This window comes from Haloferax sp. s1, assembly GCF_058382125.1.
This window is the reverse complement of sequence record NZ_JBZRPK010000685.1, coordinates 1-15,461: the sequence shown is the minus strand read 5'-3', so window position 1 is coordinate 15,461 and position 15,461 is coordinate 1. Positions and strand designations below refer to the sequence as shown.

19 protein-coding genes and 1 pseudogene are annotated in these 15,461 nt (G+C 62.6%); 11 read left to right on the top strand and 9 right to left on the bottom strand.

Annotated features, from left to right (window positions below; translation table 11 throughout):
• Positions 1-239 (bottom strand): annotated as a pseudogene (locus tag QT222_RS17530) (bifunctional 4-hydroxy-2-oxoglutarate aldolase/2-dehydro-3-deoxy-phosphogluconate aldolase); the annotation flags it as partial.
• Positions 240-315: 76 nt separating this feature from the next.
• On the opposite strand from QT222_RS17530, the gene QT222_RS17525 reads away from it, so the two are divergent.
• Entirely contained in the window at positions 316-456 is a 141-nt protein-coding gene (locus QT222_RS17525; RefSeq protein WP_491477914.1) for a hypothetical protein, read from the top strand.
• Positions 457-493: 37 nt separating this feature from the next.
• Here QT222_RS17525 and QT222_RS17520 read toward each other — a convergent pair whose 3' ends face one another.
• From QT222_RS17520 to QT222_RS17495, 6 genes are all read right to left on the bottom strand, one after another.
• Positions 494-925 carry a universal stress protein gene (locus tag QT222_RS17520; protein WP_491477913.1) on the bottom strand — a complete coding sequence of 144 codons (432 nt, stop codon included), beginning with the start codon at positions 923-925 and terminating at the stop codon, positions 494-496.
• A 164-nt stretch (positions 926-1,089) separates the two neighbouring features.
• Positions 1,090-1,311, bottom strand: a complete 222-nt coding sequence (locus QT222_RS17515; RefSeq protein ID WP_004572726.1) for a hypothetical protein — start codon at positions 1,309-1,311, stop codon at positions 1,090-1,092.
• A 165-nt stretch (positions 1,312-1,476) separates the two neighbouring features.
• Positions 1,477-1,671, bottom strand: coding sequence for a hypothetical protein (locus QT222_RS17510; RefSeq protein ID WP_004572727.1), 195 nt, complete (start codon positions 1,669-1,671; stop codon positions 1,477-1,479).
• Positions 1,668-3,437 carry a b(o/a)3-type cytochrome-c oxidase subunit 1 gene (locus tag QT222_RS17505; RefSeq protein ID WP_004572728.1) on the bottom strand — a complete coding sequence of 590 codons (1,770 nt, stop codon included), beginning with the start codon at positions 3,435-3,437 and terminating at the stop codon, positions 1,668-1,670. The genes QT222_RS17510 and QT222_RS17505 overlap by 4 nt, the downstream gene beginning before the upstream one ends.
• Positions 3,437-3,985 (bottom strand): cytochrome c oxidase subunit II, encoded by a 549-nt coding sequence (locus QT222_RS17500; RefSeq protein ID WP_491477912.1) that lies wholly within the window; start codon positions 3,983-3,985, stop codon positions 3,437-3,439. Before QT222_RS17500 ends, QT222_RS17505 begins: the two co-directional genes overlap by 1 nt.
• A 1-nt stretch (position 3,986) precedes the next feature.
• The gene (locus tag QT222_RS17495) at positions 3,987-4,214 is read right to left on the bottom strand and encodes a hypothetical protein (protein ID WP_004572730.1); all 228 of its coding nucleotides are present in this window, start codon (positions 4,212-4,214) and stop codon (positions 3,987-3,989) included.
• A 168-nt stretch (positions 4,215-4,382) separates the two neighbouring features.
• On the opposite strand from QT222_RS17495, the gene QT222_RS17490 reads away from it, so the two are divergent.
• From QT222_RS17490 to QT222_RS17460, 7 genes are all read left to right on the top strand, one after another.
• The gene (locus QT222_RS17490; protein WP_491477911.1) at positions 4,383-4,607 is read left to right on the top strand and encodes a DUF8131 family protein; all 225 of its coding nucleotides are present in this window, start codon (positions 4,383-4,385) and stop codon (positions 4,605-4,607) included.
• 1 nt (position 4,608) lies between these two features.
• A complete protein-coding gene (locus QT222_RS17485) occupies positions 4,609-5,403 on the top strand; it encodes a sulfite exporter TauE/SafE family protein (RefSeq protein WP_491477910.1) in 795 nt (264 codons plus the stop codon).
• A gap of 2 nt (positions 5,404-5,405) precedes the next feature.
• The gene (locus QT222_RS17480; RefSeq protein WP_491477909.1) at positions 5,406-7,832 is read left to right on the top strand and encodes a heavy metal translocating P-type ATPase; all 2,427 of its coding nucleotides are present in this window, start codon (positions 5,406-5,408) and stop codon (positions 7,830-7,832) included.
• Between the two features lie 81 nt (positions 7,833-7,913).
• Positions 7,914-8,237 carry a hypothetical protein gene (locus tag QT222_RS17475; RefSeq protein WP_004572734.1) on the top strand — a complete coding sequence of 108 codons (324 nt, stop codon included), beginning with the start codon at positions 7,914-7,916 and terminating at the stop codon, positions 8,235-8,237.
• A 30-nt stretch (positions 8,238-8,267) separates the two neighbouring features.
• Positions 8,268-8,744, top strand: a complete 477-nt coding sequence (locus tag QT222_RS17470; protein ID WP_491477908.1) for a universal stress protein — start codon at positions 8,268-8,270, stop codon at positions 8,742-8,744.
• Between the two features lie 66 nt (positions 8,745-8,810).
• Positions 8,811-9,254 carry a pyridoxamine 5'-phosphate oxidase family protein gene (locus QT222_RS17465; protein ID WP_004572736.1) on the top strand — a complete coding sequence of 148 codons (444 nt, stop codon included), beginning with the start codon at positions 8,811-8,813 and terminating at the stop codon, positions 9,252-9,254.
• 97 nt (positions 9,255-9,351) lie between these two features.
• Positions 9,352-12,117, top strand: a complete 2,766-nt coding sequence (locus tag QT222_RS17460; RefSeq protein ID WP_491477907.1) for a cation-translocating P-type ATPase — start codon at positions 9,352-9,354, stop codon at positions 12,115-12,117.
• On the opposite strand, the gene QT222_RS17455 is transcribed toward QT222_RS17460, so the two are convergent.
• The gene (locus QT222_RS17455) at positions 12,092-12,808 is read right to left on the bottom strand and encodes a TVP38/TMEM64 family protein (RefSeq protein WP_004572738.1); all 717 of its coding nucleotides are present in this window, start codon (positions 12,806-12,808) and stop codon (positions 12,092-12,094) included. The genes QT222_RS17460 and QT222_RS17455 overlap by 26 nt on opposite strands.
• Positions 12,809-12,885: 77 nt before the next feature.
• On the opposite strand from QT222_RS17455, the gene QT222_RS17450 reads away from it, so the two are divergent.
• Together QT222_RS17450 and QT222_RS17445 are read left to right on the top strand one after the other, a co-directional pair.
• Complete coding sequence (locus tag QT222_RS17450) at positions 12,886-13,329, top strand: universal stress protein (RefSeq protein WP_491477906.1); 444 nt, start codon at positions 12,886-12,888, stop codon at positions 13,327-13,329.
• 213 nt (positions 13,330-13,542) lie between these two features.
• Complete coding sequence (locus QT222_RS17445; RefSeq protein ID WP_004572740.1) at positions 13,543-14,013, top strand: HTH domain-containing protein; 471 nt, start codon at positions 13,543-13,545, stop codon at positions 14,011-14,013.
• 59 nt (positions 14,014-14,072) lie between these two features.
• On the opposite strand, the gene QT222_RS17440 is transcribed toward QT222_RS17445, so the two are convergent.
• Positions 14,073-14,735: a helix-turn-helix domain-containing protein gene (locus tag QT222_RS17440; protein WP_491477905.1), complete on the bottom strand. Its 663-nt coding sequence runs from the start codon at positions 14,733-14,735 to the stop codon at positions 14,073-14,075.
• Between the two features lie 255 nt (positions 14,736-14,990).
• Here QT222_RS17440 and QT222_RS17435 point away from each other — a divergent pair.
• Positions 14,991-15,461, top strand: a 471-nt coding sequence (locus tag QT222_RS17435) for a class I SAM-dependent methyltransferase family protein (RefSeq protein WP_491477904.1), incomplete at its 3' end; no start/stop codon positions are given.

Below are 15,461 nucleotides of genomic sequence, written 5' to 3'. Positions count from 1 at the left end.
GCATCGATGACGGTGCCCGCCCCGACGATAGCCTCGCTGTCCGAGAAGGACGCCGACGCCTCGCGGATGAGGTCCATCGCATCGGGGTTGTCGGCCGTAATCTCGTAGGCGGTGACGCCACCTTCATTTAGCGCGTCGGCCACGTCGATGATAGTGTCTGCGTCCGCGCCGCGCATCACCGCGACGACGCCGCTGTCGGCGATTCGTTGCATGTCCTCGTGTACGTCGAGTGTGACCATTGTCGTCTGGACAGTTACTACAGAAGTTAATAAATTGGACCCCCTCGCGCTCGGGAACGGGTTGGGACGGGACAACATGTTAAATGAACTGGCATCTTTCCCGCTGCGGGTCGGCGGCCTCGACGTAATTCCGCTTCTCATCTGCGCACTCGGCGCGGTTGGACTGCTCGCCTACGGACGACGTGCACTCCGCGACGGACTCCGGGCGAGGGCCTGAGTTTGCTCGCACATCGCTCTCGAAGTCCCCGGCAAACTTACGCTCGAACCGTTAACACGGGAACGTCGGAAACGCGGACGACTCGCTCCGTCGTACTCCCGAGAATCGCGTGTCGGAGACCGGTTCGTCCGTGCGTCGCCATCACGATGAGGTCGGCACCGACTTCGTCGGCGGTATCGAGAATTTCCCGGGACGGAACGCCGATTCGGATGTCCGCCTCGGACGGGACATCCAACCCATCTGCGAGGGCGACAACGTCCTCGATTGCCGTCTCGGCGTCGTCTCGAAGGTCTTCTTTGACCTGCTCGATGGGAACGTCGGCCGAGGTCCACAGGCCGAGGTCGCTGGAGTCGATGACGGAGAGTACGTGAACCGTCGCCCTGTACGTGCTGGCGATGTCGATTGCGTGATTGGCGGCGGCGCGAGAACGGCTACTCCCGTCGGTGGGAACGAGGATGGTCTCGTACATATCGCAGTGTCGGTGTTCTAGTAGTATTGTTATTACGTCGATACGGTTCCTCTCGGGGACTTCATCGGCTCCCTTCGGTGTGCAGTCGGCGCTTAGCGAGCGCCGTCGAAGAATGAGATGTGGGCCGTCCGGTAATGAATTGGTTCGAATTGTCCAGTAATCGTTTAGACCCGGGTCCGAGGCTTGGGCGCAATCTGTCGAACCGCGGCAGCAGACGCGACGAGAAGCCCGCCGAAGAGGATGGAGACGAAGAGTTCGGGGGCGACGGTCATCCCGGAAATACCGCCGAGGGTCGTAAACAGGGCGTATCCGGCAACCACCGTCAGGGCGATTCCAATAACGACTGCGAGACCGATACCGGCTTTCATCAGGTCGAGGCTGGTCATGGTCACGTGTAGCTACGCAACCATATCGCATATAGAGGCAGACTGCTTCCCAGAACGCGGGAAACTGCTCGATTCACCCCTGTTATACTGGGTTTTTATGCTGTTTCTGGTGGTCCAAAGCGCGGTCTCGAATCGAGACAAAAAACAGTGGAACCGAAAGGGGAGTTACGCCGCCGCGTTCGACCCCTCACCGTAGAGTCCGTACAGGACGAACAGCAAGGCGAGGAACAGGAACTCGATGACTGCAACTGCGATGAGCGGCAGTTCCACGTTGAAGAAGCCGGCCACGGTGCGCAGTTCAATCGCGATTGGCACGCTGAAGGCGATGAGGACGAGCGCCCGTGCCTTCGTTAGCTTCACGCGACCACCCCCAGCAGAGTGTTAAACGCGCTCGTAACCGTCATCAGCACGAAGTCGAGACCCGCGGAGACGGTGGCGGGAACGGGGAGTCCACCACCGAACAGGCCGCCGCCGTTCTGGATGATGCCAGCCAGCGGAAGCGTGTAGGCGAGCACGACGAGCAGGGCGGCGATACCAGTCCACATCGCGAGGTTGTCGAGGATGCGCGGGCTTCCCTCGGGACCCGAGAGGGGTTCTGGGAGGTACGCATCGACCGGCCGCTCTGACTCCTCGCCGAGCGAGGTCAGGAGGATGTTGAACAGGAACAGCACCACGGACAGGAACAACAGCGTGCCGCCGAGGGCAATCTGCACGCGGAGTTCGAAGATGCTCCCGATGGGCGTCAGGAACTCGAAGTTCTGGTACTGCGGTTCCGCGGTGCGACGCGGGATACCAGCCAGCCCAGCGCGGTGCATCGCGTTCGACATGAACACCATCCCGACGAACCACATGATGACCTGCAGGAGACCGATGGGTCGACTGTAGAGTTTCGTGCCGGTGACCTGCGGGACCAGCCAGTACGACCCGGCCATCATCGTCAGCGCGACAGCGGTGCCGACGGTCAGGTGGAAGTGGCCGGGAACCCACAGCGTGTTGTGGATGAGGTAGTTGATGTTCATTCCGGCGTTAATCATGCCGGAGAAGCCGCCCGCGGCGAACATCGCGCCCGCCAGGGCCATGCCGGTGAAAGCCGGGTCGCGCCACGGAAGCGCACCGAGCCAGCGAAGGTAGCCCTCGCCACCGCGCTGGCGCGCACCGTGTTCGACGCTGGCGACGACGGTGAACGCCGTGAGAAGCGACGGCAGGAGCAGGAACATCGTGTTCGTCATCGCGATGAACTTGAAGCCCTCCGCGATGCCCGGGTCGAGGTACTGGTGGTGGATGCCGACCGGGGTCGAAAGCAGGAGGAACAACACGAATACGACGCGTGCGAGCGGGTCGCTGAACAGCCGTCCACCGGCGAGTTTCGGCAGGACGGTGTACCACATGAGGTACGCCGGCATCAGCCAGAAGTACACGATTGGGTGGCCGAAGTACCAAAACAGCGTGCGGGTGAGAAGCGGGTTGACGCTCTCGATGAGTCCGAGCGACCACGGGATGAGGAAGAACACGACCGAAACGGCGACGCCGAGGGTCGAGATGTACCACATAATCATGGTCGTAAGGACCATGAACGCCTGCAGCGGGATGCGTTCGTCAGCGTTGTCTTTCCGCCACGCCCGGTACGAGAGGAACCAGTCGGCTCCGGCAAGCCACGTTCCGACGATGAACATCGCCAGTCCGATGTAGAATATCGGGTGTGCCTGCAGCGGCGCGTAGAAGGTAAACAGCACGTCCGCGCTCATTCCGAGGCTCGGAACGAGTCCGCCGAGAATAGCAACGGTAGCAAGAATCGTCCCCGTCAGCATGAGCCCGACCCACGCCCACGAGAACAACTTGCTCTCTGCGGGGCGGTCGAGACTCCTCGCGGTGGCCCAGTGGAAGACGCCACAGAGGAAGAAGATGGTAAAGACGATTGCCAAGAGGACGCCGTGGCCCGTCAGCATCGTGTAGTAGTCCGCGGAGTCGATAACGCGGACGACGTTGGTCCGGTGGAGCGCCTGAATGAGTCCGAAGAACGCGCCGATGCCGAGGGCAACGAACGCGACGAGGAAGGTCGCCTTGATGACGCCCGCCTCGTCGGGGAACTTGTCGACGAACGCGTGTTCGCTACGTGCGGTCGCCATCAGTTCTCACCCTCCGTCTGTTGTTCTTGTTGTTCCTGTTGTTCGTACCAACTGTCGAATTCGCTCTGTTCCATAACTACAATTTTCCCTTCCATGACGTGGTGGCCGGAGCCACAGTATTCGTTGCACAGAAGTCCGTACTCACCGGCTTCGTCGAATTCGACCGTGAACTCGGACACCTGTCCGGGAATCGCCATCGTGTTCGCGTTCGTGCCGACGACTTCGAAGCCGTGGATGACGTCGGCCGCGGTCACGTGGAACGTAACAATACTCCCCTCGGGAACGCGGAGAGGCTCGGACGTTCCGGGTTCGAAGACAAACTGTCTGGCGACGACGTACACGTCGTAGTGGTTCTCGCCGGTTTTCTCGATACCGGGGTCACCGAACTTCGGGTGTTCGTTGAGCGTCGCCGGGTCGACAGTGCCACCTTTGTCGTCTATCATATCGATACCCGCGCCCGCGGCCCCGTACGTAATCGTCCCGATGAACCCGACGATGAGAACGAGTGCCAGCGCCAGCCAGAGTTTTTCGTAGGCGTGAATCTCCATGTTAGCCCACCACCGTCAGTCCCCGCCCGAGGAACTCGACGAAGTACATGAACACCCACATTCCGAGGAGGATGGCCATGTAGATGAGAACGAGTACGAGCGTTCCGACCGGGTCGAAGTCGTCGTGTTCGATTTCACGCACGATACCATCGTCGCCCGTTCCGACGATTGAATCAACGGGGGGTTCCGACTGCCCAGAACCGGATTTGGATGCCGCGTCTGCCGGCACATCTCCAGAACTGGAGGCCCGTGATGCCGGGGCTGCGGCGGTTCCCTCAGCTGTCGAATCAACGGCCATACCCGCTCATGAGGATGAATAGGACATTAAGACAACAGACCATTCCCATTGCGTTGGAATCGACGAAATCGGAAACAAGGTAGTCACGAATCAACCGATATGGAACTCACGCCACGGCTCGCCGGAACGGTTGCACTGCTCGCGCTCTTGCCCGTGATTATCTTCGGTGTGACGAAGAACCCGCTTGCAGGAGTCGTTACGGCCGTCAACGTCCTTCTCATCTCGACGGTTATCTACCTCCTCATGAGCCCGACTGAGGGCGGCCACGACCACGACGCAGGCCACGACGCCGACCGCGACGCCGACCACGAACACACTGCCTGAGATGGACGGGAGAGCGACGCCGCCCGTACTCGAAGCAGCCACGCCGGAGGCCGCGGCGTTTCTCGTCGTCGGTCTCCTCGCCGGAGCGCACTGTCTCGGGATGTGCGGCCCGCTCGTCAGTGTCTACGCGGACCGACTGAGCGAACAAGAAGGGACGCAGTCACTCACGCTTCGGCAGGTCCGGCAACACGCGTTATTCAACGTCGGGCGGGCACTGAGTTACGCAGTTATCGGGGGTCTCTTCGCACTCGTCGGGAAGGTGTTCTTCGGGGCGTTCGACTCAGTTACTGCCATCGGAAGCGGCGTCCGTGCAACGACCGGACTCCTCGTCGGAACCGTGATTATCCTCACCGGAATCGGCTACCTCGTCGGCCAATCGGCCGCGATGGACCGGTTTACGCCCGCTGCGGTCACGAGTCTCTTTGGCCGCATCAGTGGATGGGCGACCGCCCGCGTCGACCGACTCGTCGGCGGCCCGCGCATCCTCGGTCTCGGCGCGATACACGGCCTACTTCCCTGTCCGATTATCTATCCGGCGTATCTCTACGCCTTCGCTACGGGTGCACCCGTTCGGGCGGCAGCGCTACTCGGCCTCCTCGGACTCGGAACGATTCCGACGCTGTTCCTCTACGGGACGCTCCTCGGCCACGTATCGGCGCGACGGCGGGCCACGATTCACCGCGCACTCGGCGCGGCGTTTCTCGTCCTCGGGTACATCTCGCTCTCCCACGGGCTGATGCTCCTCGGGGTCGAGGTCCCGCACATTCACATTCCCTTTTACCAACCGCTGGGGTGACCATGGGGACGAAGACGCGACCGCGCGGCGCAGGCGACGAATCCGGCGACGCCGACACCGACGGCTGCGACCTCTGTGGGTTGCCGACGCCGAATCCGCCCGTTACGGGCGAGTCCATCGACGGCGAGTTCTGCTGTCGCGGCTGTCTCGAAATCACCCGGACGCTCGGCGACGCGGCGAGCGCCGACCCCGAGACGGTCGAGCAGGAACTCGCGGGCGAAGCAGAAACCGTGCCGGACGACGCCGAGCGAACCTACATGGCGGTCGACGGGATGCACTGTGCGACCTGTGAGGCGTTCGTCTCCGGGACGGCGCGAACCTGCGAGGGTGTCTACGCCGCGGAAGCGAGCTATGCCAACGACATGGTTCGCGTCACCTACGACCCCGACGCCGCCGACCTCGACGACCTCTCGGGAACGTTGGCACGTTACGGCTACGGCACCCGCGACCCGGACGAACGCGAGGCCGCAGAGCGGGCCGACAATCAGGTCGCTCGGTTCGTCATCGGCGGCGGCGTCTTCGGGATGATGGTGATGCTGTGGTACGTCCTCTTTCTGTACCCGACCTACGTGGGGTTTCCCCCAGTGGTCGAACTCGGCGTCTTCGACGGCATTTACATCCTCGGCAACATCTGGGTCATGACCTCGATTGTCCTGTTCTACACGGGCTTTCCCATCCTCCGCGGGGCGCTCGTCAGCCTCCGCGCCGGGCAACCGAACATGGACCTGCTCGTCTCGCTGGCGGCGACGAGCGCGTACGTCTACTCGACGGCCGCCGTCCTCGTCGGACAGACTCACGTCTACTTCGACGTGACCGTCGCCATCATCCTCGTCGTGACGCTCGGAAACTACTACGAAGACCGCATCAAGCGGACGGCCGCCGGGATGCTCTCGGACCTCGCGGCCTCACGCGTTTCGGAAGCCCGCCGCCGAATCGCCGACAGCGACAGCGGGGGCGACGGCAGCCGTGTCGAAACTGTCGACCTCGACGCCCTCGAATCCGGCGACCGAGTCGAGGTTCGCCCGGGCGAACGCGTCCCGGTCGATGGCACGGTTGCCGAGGGAACCGCCGCAGTCGACGAGGCGCTCGTCACGGGCGAGTCGATGCCGCGGACCAAGCGCCCCGGGGACGACGTGCCCGGCGGGACCGTCGTCACGGGCCGCCCGCTCGTCGTCGAAGTCGGCGAGGACGCCACGAGCACGCTCGACCGACTGGTCGAACTGCTCTGGGACATCCAGAGCGCCCGGTCGGGCGTCCAGCGCCTCGCGGACAAACTGGCGACCATCTTCGTGCCGACCGTACTCGCCCTCGCCGTCGTCGCATTCGGTTGGACGCTTTTTCGGGGCGAATCGGCGACGGCCGCGCTCCTCGTCGGTCTCACCGTCCTCATCGTCTCGTGCCCGTGCGCCCTCGGTCTCGCCACGCCGCTGGCGGTCGCATCGGGTATCAAAGAAGCCGCGAGTCGCGGTATCGTCGTCGCTTCGGAAGCGGTCTTCGAGGCGGTTCCGGACGTTGACGTAGTCGTCTTCGACAAAACAGGTACCCTCACGGACGGCGATATGGCCGTCCTGCGGATTGAAGGCGACCCGTCGTCACTGGGTGTGGCTGCGGCGCTCGAACGCTTCTCCGCGCACCCGCTCGCCACGGCCGTCGTGGCGGCGGCCGAAGACGCCGATGTTGTTGTCCCGGATGTCGACGCCGACGACATCACCGTTCACGACAGAGGCGTTTCGGGAACGATTGCCGCCGAGCAGGTCGTCGTCGGCCACCCCGCGCTCCTCCGCGAACAGGGGATGACCATCGACGCCGACCTCGAATCCGCAATCGACGACGCGCGGGGCGACGGTGCCGTACCGGTCGTCGTTGGACGCGCCGGGCGCGCCCGAGCAGTCCTCGTCGTCGGCGACGAACCGCGTGAGGCGTGGGACGACGTGGTCGCCGCCGTCGCCGGGGGTGGGAAGCGCGACGTGGTCGTCCTCACGGGCGACTCGGAACGGGCGGCGCGGCGCTTCCGCGACCACCCCGACGTGACGGACGTGTTCGCTGGCGTCCCGCCGGAAGCGAAAGCCGAGACGGTCGAACGCCTCCGGAGTCGAGGGGCCGTCGCGATGGTCGGTGACGGGAGCAACGACGCCCCCGCGCTCGCCGCGGCCGACATCGGCATCGCGCTCGGAACGGGAACGGATATCGCGGGCGACGCCGCGGACGCGGTTCTCGTCGGCCGCGACATCGACGCGATTCCCGAAGTGTTCTCGCTTTCGGCCGGTGTGAACCGTCGCATCCGCGGCAACCTGACGTGGGCGTTCGGCTACAACGCGGTCGCCATCCCGTTGGCGGCGCTCGGCGTTCTTAACCCGCTTTTCGCCGCTATTGCGATGGGTACATCGAGCCTCCTCGTCGTCGTCAACTCGGCGCGGTCACTGGAGTAATGCACCTTGACTCCATCACGCCCGTCGAATCTGTCGCCGGGAACGTATCAATGAAGTCACTCCGTCACGTCAGCAGACACAATGACTAACGACCCCTTCTCGCTCTCGATTCCGGAGGGGTGGACCGTCGCGACAGACGTGGACACCGACGACGCGAGCGCACAGACCATCTACGAGTCGCCCGACTCCGAGTACCGGGTGACCGTCACCGAGTTCGCGCGGGGACTCACACTCTACTGGTGGGTAGATATTTTCGCCCGCGCAGATGGTGAGTGGCACCGCCGCGAGGTCGGACTCGGCGACTCCTATCGCGACCCCGAGAACGTCACCGCGGCCGCACAGGACGCGGTCGACCAGCTTTCAGACACCACCGAAGAGCGACTGGTGTCGTCCGCCGACAACTGACTTATCACATCTGCCGACTGAGTTTCGAATATGTATCTCGTCGCCTACGACGGTTCCCAGTTGGCGAATGCTGCCCTCTCGCGAGCGGAGACGTTCGCTACGCAGACGGGTCAAGAGGTCCTCGCTGTCGCTGTCGTTCCCGACGATGCAGCGTACGCCGTCGAGGCGGGGTGGGTCCCGAAGAAAGAATCCTTCGACCGAAACGCCGTCGTCAGCGAACTCCACCGAACTGCGGTGAAGGTAGCGCCATCGGCGTCGTTCCGTTCGCTTTCGACCGGTCGGAATCCCGCACCAGGAAACATCGTCGCGAAACTCAAGGATGTCGCTCACGAGGAAAAGGCATCCATCGTATTCGTCGGCAGCGAGAATGCAGGGCGAGTCGTCGTTCCGCTCGTCAGCATCGGCGGGAACGTCGCGAGCGACGACGACTTCGACGTACACATCATCCGGCACGCGCCGCCGCACATCCGCAACCGATACCCCAAATCGGAGTTTTATCTCCCCTGACTCGCGTTCGAATCGCCCGACGTCGCCGCACCGCCCTTTCATGTGGTGTGGGAGCGAAATGTGCGTATGAAGAACATCAGATACGTCTACACGGTGGGGATGAAGCCAGAGGCAGTCGCCGAGCGATTAGCTGAAGCGTCCTCCGGCGTGCTCTCGCTCGCTGACGGGAGTCGGTCCTACGCGATTCCCGCCCACGTCCACCACGACGCCGAAGGTGAGCGACTCCTGTTTCGATTGACCGACGACGGCACGAGCAAGAAGTTCGAGTTCATCGAGGCGACCGATGAAGCGACGTTCGTCTGTTACGAAGACGCCGGAACGGACTCGTGGAGTATCTTCGCCCGCGGGCCGATTCGCGTCCTCCCGGACGACGAGCGTCCCGACGAAACGACTATCAACGAGATGTACGGCGGTGGCGTGCGCGTGTTCGACGAAGAGATAGACGACCTCGAAGTCCACATCGTCGAACTCGAACTCGACGAACTAACTGGGCGCGAGACGGCGCGATAACCTGCGTCGCGGTCGGCGTCACATCGTGCACGTGGTCGAACGTGTTCCCCCGGAACTATTCATCGTACCGCTGGCTCCGGTGTCGTGAAAATCGCCGATGGACATACGTCTCCACGCGCCCTTCAATCGAAGCGTGCACGAGCAGGCCACCGTCCCACGTGAGGAAGCCGACGAACGAGGCGACGTGCCGTGGCACGCCCTCGAATCCGAGGCGGTGCTCTCGAACCTCGACACCAGTCCGGACGGACTCGACAGCGAGGAGGCTGCACAGCGACTCGACGCGTACGGGCCGAATATACTGACAGAGGAGGATGGCATCTCGCCGCTTTCGCTTCTCGTCTCGCAGTTTACCGGACCGCTCATCCTCCTGTTGTTCGTGGCTGCCGGACTCTCACTTGCCGTCGGGGTCCTTCCGGGACGCGAACCGGGGTACACCGACGCAGTGCTCATTTTGCTTATCCTCCTCGGAAACGGCCTGTTCGGATTTATCCAAGACTACCGTGCGGAAAAAGCGCTCGCAGCGCTCAGAGAGATGTCGACGCCGGATGCGACCGTCCGGCGTGGTGGGACAGTACGCGAGATTTCTGCAGACGAGGTCGTTCCGGGAGATATCATCATTCTCGAAGCTGGTGACGCCGTTCCCGCGGACGCTCGAATTCTCAGCGCCGCCGACTGTCGGGCCGACGAATCGACGCTGACGGGGGAGAGCGTTCCGGTCGGGAAGGGACCAGACCCCGTCGATTCCGACGCGGCGTTGGCGGACCACCGGAGCGTCCTTCACGCGGGGACGACCGTCGTCCGCGGCCGAGCAGAGGCGGTCGTCGTCGCGACCGCGATGGGCACGGAACTCGGAACTATCGCCGACCAACTCGGGCAGGCACGCCAGCGCGAGACCCCGTTCGAAATCGAAGTCGACCGACTGGGTCGCCGCATCGGCATCGGTATCGTTGCTCTCATCCTCGTCATTGCTGCGATTCAACTGTTCGTCACCGCGACAGACCCCGTTACGGTCCTCCTCGTCGCCGTCACACTCGCCGTTGCCGCGGTTCCCGAAGGACTTCCGGCAGTGGTCACACTCACCCTCGCGTTGGGGTCGCGGACGCTTCTTAACCGGAACGCGCTCGTCCGCAACCTCTCTGTCGTCGAAAGCCTCGGCGCGGTGGACTTTATCGTCACCGACAAGACGGGAACGCTGACGGAAAATCGAATGACTGTCACGCGGGCGTGGCTCCCCGACGACCGGACAGTCGAACTCGACGACGACAACGGTCCGGAACTTGACCCTGCACTCTCAGCACTGCTTTCCTGTGGAACCCGCTGTAACGACGCGAAAAAACTCGACGATGGCAGTTATCGCGGCGACCCGACCGAAGTCGCCCTCGTGAGTGTCGCCGCCGAGTTCGGCGTCGACGACGATGATAAGGATGGTGGCGGCACTGGCGACCGACTCCACGAGGTGTCGTTTACGTCCGAACGGAAACGAATGACCATCGTCGTCGACGAATTTGACGCACCCGGCGACGGCCCGTTCGCGCTTATGAAAGGCGCACCGGAGGTAGTGCTTGACCGATGCGACCGCGTCCTCGTCGACGGGGCTATCGAACCGCTCGGAGACGAACTCCGGCAACGAATCGAGACAACGACGAGCGAGTTCGCAGACGACGCGCTCCGTGTGCTCGGGTTCGCCTACGCCCCCGACGCCGACCCGAACGCCGACGAATCGGCGCTCGAATCCGAGTTAGTCTTCCTCGGGTTACAGGGGATGACCTACCCGCCGCGGGACGGGGTCGCCGGAGCCGCCACCGACCGCCTGAACGCCGGAATCCACGTGACGATGGCAACCGGAGATACGCCGCAGACGGCCCGCGCAATCGCAACGGAGGTCGGTATCGACGCTTCATCCGTCCTCACCGGGACCGAGGTTGGAGGGTTGAGCGACGCCGAACTTCATCGCGCCATCGAGGAAACTCGCGTGTTCGCCCGCGTCTCACCCGAACACAAGGTCAGAATCCTCAGAGCGTTACAGGACGCTGGCTACACGGTTGCGATGACGGGTGACGGCGTCAACGACGCGCCCGCACTCGGAAACGCAGATGTCGGCATCGCAATGGGCGAGCGAGGGACACAGGTCGCACAGGGCGCGTCCGACGTGGTGCTCCGTGACGACAACTTCGTCACCATCCGCGACGCCATCGCAGAAGGTCGCGGCATCTTCGACAACATCCGCAAGTTCGTCAACTATCTTCTGTCGGCGAACACCGGCGAGGTGTTGGTGGTCTTCCTCGGAACGCTTCTCGGAGCGCTCCTATTTCCAGATGCGTTCAGCGCCGGTTCCGCGCTCGTCATCACACCCGTCGCGCTGCTTTGGATCAACCTCGTCACCGACGGATTCCCCGCGCTCGCACTCGGTGCGGACCCCAAGTCGGACGACGTGATGAACCGGCCGCCACGACCCCGACACGAGGGCGTCCTCGACAGATACACCGTCGCCTCGATTATCGGTATCGGCGTGGCACTCACCGGGACCGGATTAGGCGTGTTTTTCTACGCCCTCTCGGAGTCGGGAGACCTCGTTGTCGCACAGACGGTCCTGTTTACGTTCCTCGTAACCGCCGAGTTGGTCCGTACGCAGTCGGTTCGGCTCCGGTACCGGCTGTCGCCGTTCTCGAATCCGTGGCTCCTCGGCGCGGTCGGTCTGTCGCTCGCGCTCCACCTCATGCTCCTCTACACGCCGGTTTCGACGCTCTTCGGCGTGGTTCCGCTCGGACTCGAAGCGTGGGGGTGGATTGCTGGCGCGTTCGTCCCCTTCCTCGTTGCGAACCTGCTTCTCGTGTGGGTCAACGACCGAGTGTTCGACTCGTGACGGTCGACAACGACGATAGCAACTGGTCGCGGTAGAGGTAGCCGAGGACTGACGCCGCGAGGAGAATCGCCACGAGCACGGCCGTAAGAAATGGGTCGCCGTTGGCGGCCGCGGCCCCCGCAGAGTTCACGAGGAAGAATCCCGGTAGGCGACCGACCGCGGCCACGGCGACGATTCGACGGACGGGGATATCGGTGAGTCCGGCGGCAAAGCAGATCGCGTCGTCGGGAAGCCCCGGCACGAGAAAGACGAGAAAGAGCACGGCGAGACCGTGTTCGGCCATCGCGTTGTCGAAGGTGCTGAGCGCGTCGGTGGTGATGACTCGTTCGACGTACGGCCGGCCGAAGTGTCGTGCCAAGCCGATGGCGAGTGCCGTCCCGAAGACGATGCCGACCATGCTGTACAGCGTTCCCCACAACGCGCCGAAGAGGTAGCCGCTGGCGAACCCGAGTGCTTGTCCGGGAACCGGTGCGAAGAGAACCTGCACGACCTGCACCCCGATGAGCGCGAGCGGAGCTAGCGGACCGAATCCGAGGAGCCACGCTCGCAGTGCTCGGGGGTCGGCAAGGAACGGAAACTGCTCGATGAGGAACGAGCCACCGAGGATGGCGACGACAACGAGCACGGCCGCAAGCAGAACCGTTCGCCAGCGGTCGGTTGCGGATTCGAAGAGCGCGGGGACACGAAGCACGGCTTATTCGTCGGTCGCCGCAGAGAAAAACCCAGCCACGAGAGTATTTTTGTGCCGAGCGTGCGTAATGATAACTCATGCCAGAAACTATCCGCGTCGCGGTCGATGGGTCCCCGCTATCGAAGCGAGCCTTCGAGCAAGCGCTCTCCGATGCCGAATCGGAGGTCGTCGCACTGCACGTTATCGACCCGACAGACCCCGGGTACAGCACGCCATTCGACGTGGATGTGAGTCTCGAACCACTCCACGGGACGGACGAGTGGTACGAGCGAGCGGACGAACTCGCCAGCGAGGTGTTCGAAGAACTCACCGAACTCGCCGAGGGAAGCGGCCTCGAAGTCCAAACAGAGACGCTCCGTGGCGAACCCGCGCGGGCCATCATCAGATACGCCGACGAGAACGATGTTGATGCAATCTACGTCGGTGGCCACGGACGCTCCGACGTGGCGGACCCCCTCTTCGGGAGCGTTGCCGAACTGATTGTGAGTCGTTCCCCCGTCAACGTAATGGTTGTTCGGTAAACAGGTATCGGTCGAGTTCAGTTACCTCGTGAACTACTCCGAGGTCAAATCAAAGGAAATCAGATTTCCTGTCCCAGCAAATCGCTGAACGATTTGCGAGACCTCGAAGCATTCACCTTGATTATCTGTCTGATTGCCCCAATTCCCGGTGTTCGGGAAGGATTCCGCCGGCTTATGTGTTACACTGTCGTAGACTAGCACGGGTGGTCAGAGATGCAAACTAACGAAACCCGGAAAGCCGAACTGTGGATTCGGCCGATTCGTGATGGTCTCGGCGAAGAGCATCAGTCGCTCGTGGTGCGGTTAGAGCGCCTCATCAACGAAGGTCTCCTCGACGATATGTGTATTCGAACGTGGGACCACGACGTGGATGTCGAGTCAGATGTCGCACCGACGAAGCGTGATGCGCTCATCCGGGAGCGCCTCGCCGAGTGTGAGCAGTGGGCCCAAACCGAAGATGTCGACCTGCCGTCTATCGAAGAACACGCGACAGTCGGCTCCGGCCGGATGGGACCCTCACACGACACGGTGGTGCTACCACAGACGCTGGTCGTACTATTCCGCGGCGAAGAGATAGAAGCAGTCTATCCGTACGAACGAGACGGGCAGAAGAAGACGGTCGCCGACTGGGTCGAGGATGCAGAGTCCTTCCTCGGCATCGACAACGAACAGGTCGAGGTGTGAGCGTCACGCTCGGGGAGGGCTCGGCGGTCGAAGTGGAGACAGAGAAAAGAGAGAACGCGTTACTGCTCGGACAAGCAGTCCGAGCCAAGCGTAGTCGAGACGAGTTGGTCAATCCCGCGTCGAAGGCGCTCGGAGGTCGATTGCGGTGAGATACCAAGTTCGTCGGCGAGGTCTGAGAGTGCCACGTTCCTGGGAACGTCGAAATACCCCTGCTCTGCTGCGAGCATGAGTACGCGTCGTTGTTTGTCACTCAATCCGTATCGCGCCGAATCGCCACTGTCGCCGCGGTAGATTCGATGAACGGACATCTCGAGACCCATCTCCCGACAGAGCTCCCGGTACTGAATCAGTGCGTCGCGGTCGGGGAACCGCATTCTCGTATGAACGCCGTCGGAAGTGACCGTCACGTTGAGGCGTGAGGCACCGACTTCGATATCGTTGGGATAGATGACTACCTCTGCGTCCTCCGAGACCTGCACTCGATACAGACGTCGGTCCGAAAGCGACTCCATCAGCTCCGGGTCGGTGACGGTCTCATCGCTCTCCATCGCGGCTTCGAAGGTATCGAAGTCACCTCCACAGGCCCACAAGAAGAGCACCGGTCGTTCGGGGTCGGTTGCGATTGCCTGTTCGACCTCGAGTCGCATCGCAGGAGCACGCTCGATAGCGGCGGCCAGTGGGAGGTCTGGACTTCGAATGATGAAATCCGCGATACAACTCATTGTTCGGGGCTACGTGGCGGGTGGTGTAAAACCCCGTACATTAGGTTCGCCGAATAGGAGGACCGAATGAATGGGCCCGGGCAAGGCCCAAAACGTTGTCAGAGGCACGCCCACTGGCACGACAATTGTCGTTCGGGATTGTGGGCGCTTGAGGTTATTCGCCCGAGGTACCTATACATGCGCCCTGACCTATCAGGGCATTATATGTCGCCAACGAAGCGTTACCCTTACTCGCGGTCACGCAGTGGTGGTGATATGAACGTCCCCTGCGTCCGTGTCCCCCGTGAATCTGGGGAGGCGACGCGCCGGCACCTCGCCGATGCCGATTTGCTGGACCACGACCACGAGATAACCGTCTCTGAGGGGAACCTCTACATCCCCATCGTCGATGCTGACGCAGTCCCGAGCGAGTTCGAAGTTGTCGACTACGAGCCGCCGAGCCGAGAGACCCAGACGACACCCACCGACGTACTCGGATTCGAACCGTCGTACGAACGACTCGGCGATATCGTCATCCTCGACGAAGACGACCCGGACCGCGCCCGCGAAATCGCCGACGCAATCGTCGAATCCGACCTCAAGGCGGACACTGTCGTCAACCGCGCCTCGAAAATCAAAGGGGAACTCCGCATCCGCGACTGGGATGTACTTGTCGGCGAGTCGACAGAGACGGTCCACCGCGAGTACGGACACGAGTTCCACCTCGACATCGATACGGTGTACTTC

Excerpts from the sequence above, each read along its gene's own strand:
- QT222_RS17525 (WP_491477914.1), top strand. The coding sequence starts at position 316 with ATGTTAAATGAACTGGCATCTTTCCCGCTGCGGGTCGGCGGCCTCGAC.
- QT222_RS17520 (WP_491477913.1), bottom strand. The coding sequence starts at position 925 with ATGTACGAGACCATCCTCGTTCCCACCGACGGGAGTAGCCGTTCTCGC.
- QT222_RS17515 (WP_004572726.1), bottom strand. The coding sequence starts at position 1,311 with ATGACCAGCCTCGACCTGATGAAAGCCGGTATCGGTCTCGCAGTCGTT.
- QT222_RS17505 (WP_004572728.1), bottom strand. The coding sequence starts at position 3,437 with ATGGCGACCGCACGTAGCGAACACGCGTTCGTCGACAAGTTCCCCGAC.
- QT222_RS17500 (WP_491477912.1), bottom strand. The coding sequence starts at position 3,985 with ATGGAGATTCACGCCTACGAAAAACTCTGGCTGGCGCTGGCACTCGTT.
- QT222_RS17490 (WP_491477911.1), top strand. The coding sequence starts at position 4,383 with ATGGAACTCACGCCACGGCTCGCCGGAACGGTTGCACTGCTCGCGCTC.
- QT222_RS17485 (WP_491477910.1), top strand. The coding sequence starts at position 4,609 with ATGGACGGGAGAGCGACGCCGCCCGTACTCGAAGCAGCCACGCCGGAG.
- QT222_RS17480 (WP_491477909.1), top strand. The coding sequence starts at position 5,406 with ATGGGGACGAAGACGCGACCGCGCGGCGCAGGCGACGAATCCGGCGAC.
- QT222_RS17475 (WP_004572734.1), top strand. The coding sequence starts at position 7,914 with ATGACTAACGACCCCTTCTCGCTCTCGATTCCGGAGGGGTGGACCGTC.
- QT222_RS17470 (WP_491477908.1), top strand. The coding sequence starts at position 8,268 with ATGTATCTCGTCGCCTACGACGGTTCCCAGTTGGCGAATGCTGCCCTC.
- QT222_RS17465 (WP_004572736.1), top strand. The coding sequence starts at position 8,811 with ATGAAGAACATCAGATACGTCTACACGGTGGGGATGAAGCCAGAGGCA.
- QT222_RS17460 (WP_491477907.1), top strand. The coding sequence starts at position 9,352 with ATGGACATACGTCTCCACGCGCCCTTCAATCGAAGCGTGCACGAGCAG.
- QT222_RS17450 (WP_491477906.1), top strand. The coding sequence starts at position 12,886 with ATGCCAGAAACTATCCGCGTCGCGGTCGATGGGTCCCCGCTATCGAAG.
- QT222_RS17445 (WP_004572740.1), top strand. The coding sequence starts at position 13,543 with ATGCAAACTAACGAAACCCGGAAAGCCGAACTGTGGATTCGGCCGATT.
- QT222_RS17440 (WP_491477905.1), bottom strand. The coding sequence starts at position 14,735 with ATGAGTTGTATCGCGGATTTCATCATTCGAAGTCCAGACCTCCCACTG.